The 1,890-nt window shown below is 32.0% G+C and carries 2 protein-coding genes; both read left to right on the plus strand.

Annotated features, from left to right (window positions below; all coding sequences use genetic code 11):
• Positions 1 to 45 precede the first annotated feature (45 nt).
• Positions 46 to 1,251, plus strand: a complete 1,206-nt coding sequence (locus tag B5X64_RS22380; RefSeq protein ID WP_079467325.1) for an NUMOD4 domain-containing protein — start codon at positions 46 to 48, stop codon at positions 1,249 to 1,251.
• A 194-nt stretch (positions 1,252 to 1,445) separates the two neighbouring features.
• Complete coding sequence (locus B5X64_RS22385) at positions 1,446 to 1,667, plus strand: hypothetical protein (protein ID WP_066681035.1); 222 nt, start codon at positions 1,446 to 1,448, stop codon at positions 1,665 to 1,667.
• The last annotated feature ends 223 nt before the right edge of the window (positions 1,668 to 1,890 follow it).

The following is a 1,890-nucleotide window of genomic DNA, read 5'->3' on the forward strand; positions in this document are numbered from 1 at the left end:
AATCTCAAAAAACGATAAAATATGATGAATTTATAATATTATTTTATGAAACTGCCACCAGAACTTGAGGATGAATATGTAAAAGAAGTTCTCTACAACTATTCTTTAGAAAATCTTCCTGATGAACAATGGAAGTCTATTGAAGGATTTGAGAATTATGAAATATCCAATTATGGAAGGGTGAAGAGTCTTAGCCGTCTTTCTCATACAACAATGGGAATAGAACATTGGATAACCGAAAAAATCCGCAAGCCGCATTTTACCAGACAGTATAATAACTACCTTAAAAACTACATTTACAATGTTAACTGTGGACTTTCTTCAGATGGATCTAAGTACACCAGATCTGTTGCACGTTTGGTATACTATCATTTTGTCGAAAGATTTGACCTGGAGGATCGTTCATTTGTGATTTCATGTAAAGATGATAACGTTTTTAATAAACACAGCAGCAATCTGGAGAAAATTTCAGCAAAAGAAAAGCGTATGACTATTTTTCGCAAGGATAGAACAAGAAACGTACATGTTGATTACATGAAACCAGTCAGCCAGTATACAGTAGAAGGGGATTTTATTGCTCATTATGAAAGTATCTATTCTGTAGAAGAAAAACTGGGTATCGCTTGTGAAAGCATTATGGATGTAATCAATAAGGTCATTCTGACGTCCGGAAAATTTCGATGGTTTTTGCAGGGAAATCCTCCAAAAAAAGAGGAATTTCAAATGGTCAAAATATCATATAATGTGAATAGTTTACTCAATAAATATCTCTGGGAGAAACTTGGTAAGCCGAACATTGACGCATATAACCCACCATCGTGTTTTAATTTATCCGTAAAAGATCTTTCCGGAGAATACTGGGTGCCTGTTCCTATTCCAGGCTTCGAATCCCGTTATCAGTTGTCTAACAAAGGACGGATAAAACGATTAAGCGGTTGGATTTCAAGAAACAAGTTTATTTTTTTACAGGAAAAAATACTGTCCCAGACCTTGATCATCAATAATGATAAAACTTACTCTTTGTCGTGCAAATTAAATAATGAAGGGAAATATATTCGGGTAGTAATGAGTAAACTGCTCTATTGTTGTTTTGTAGAAAAATTTGATTTATCAGACAGGAACTTGATGGTTGTCAATAAAAGCAATCCTCAATGGGATATTGATATTTCAAAACTCTCACTGCATCCGGCTAATGATGTGCTAAAAGGAAATTTTAGAAATTCTGATAAGAATGTAAATATAAGTAACTGAGTAAATAAGTTTACAACTATTCCGCGTGAGTTTATGCGTTACCATCAATCTTGAAAATATATTTATTATTCTTAAAAGGTCAATCAAAAACTCAAAACAACTCAATATGATATAGACATTATTTAATTATATTGCTGAATGTTTGGAGTATTCTGTGAAACTTGTTTCAATAGAGAAAACGATAAAAAAAAGTTATGACTGTAATCTTATGTATTGATTTTCATCGAAAACCCATAAATTGGGAATCTCCTGTTCTTCCAAGAATAGGAGAAAAGCTATTTACCGGAGATTTCTTTCCCGGAGAAGAACTTAGCCAAATGGAAGATTATTTGATTGTTAGGGATGTCATCTGGCATAAAGAAAAAGAAGATTCAAAAGAATACAGTATCAGTTTGCTGTTAGATTATCAAGAATAAATAATATACGTGATAGGAAAATGGAATACAAAAATAAAATCATTGAATTACTAAAGGACGGTTTCACAATCACTGAAATATCAGAATATCTAAAAGAAAATAACTTCGAAACCAGCAGTCTAAGTTCAGTTGAGAAATATGTCTATAAATTAAAAAAAGAATATAAAGCTAAAACGATGTTTCAACTTGCTCATTTAATGCTTAAATAATCTCAAAAAACGAT

This window comes from Chryseobacterium balustinum (genome assembly GCF_900168205.1).
GTDB classification, from domain to species: domain Bacteria; phylum Bacteroidota; class Bacteroidia; order Flavobacteriales; family Weeksellaceae; genus Chryseobacterium; species Chryseobacterium balustinum.

Coding starts and splice junctions, on each gene's coding strand:
- B5X64_RS22380 (WP_079467325.1), top strand. CDS start 46: ATGAAACTGCCACCAGAACTTGAGGATGAATATGTAAAAGAAGTTCTC.
- B5X64_RS22385 (WP_066681035.1), top strand. CDS start 1,446: ATGACTGTAATCTTATGTATTGATTTTCATCGAAAACCCATAAATTGG.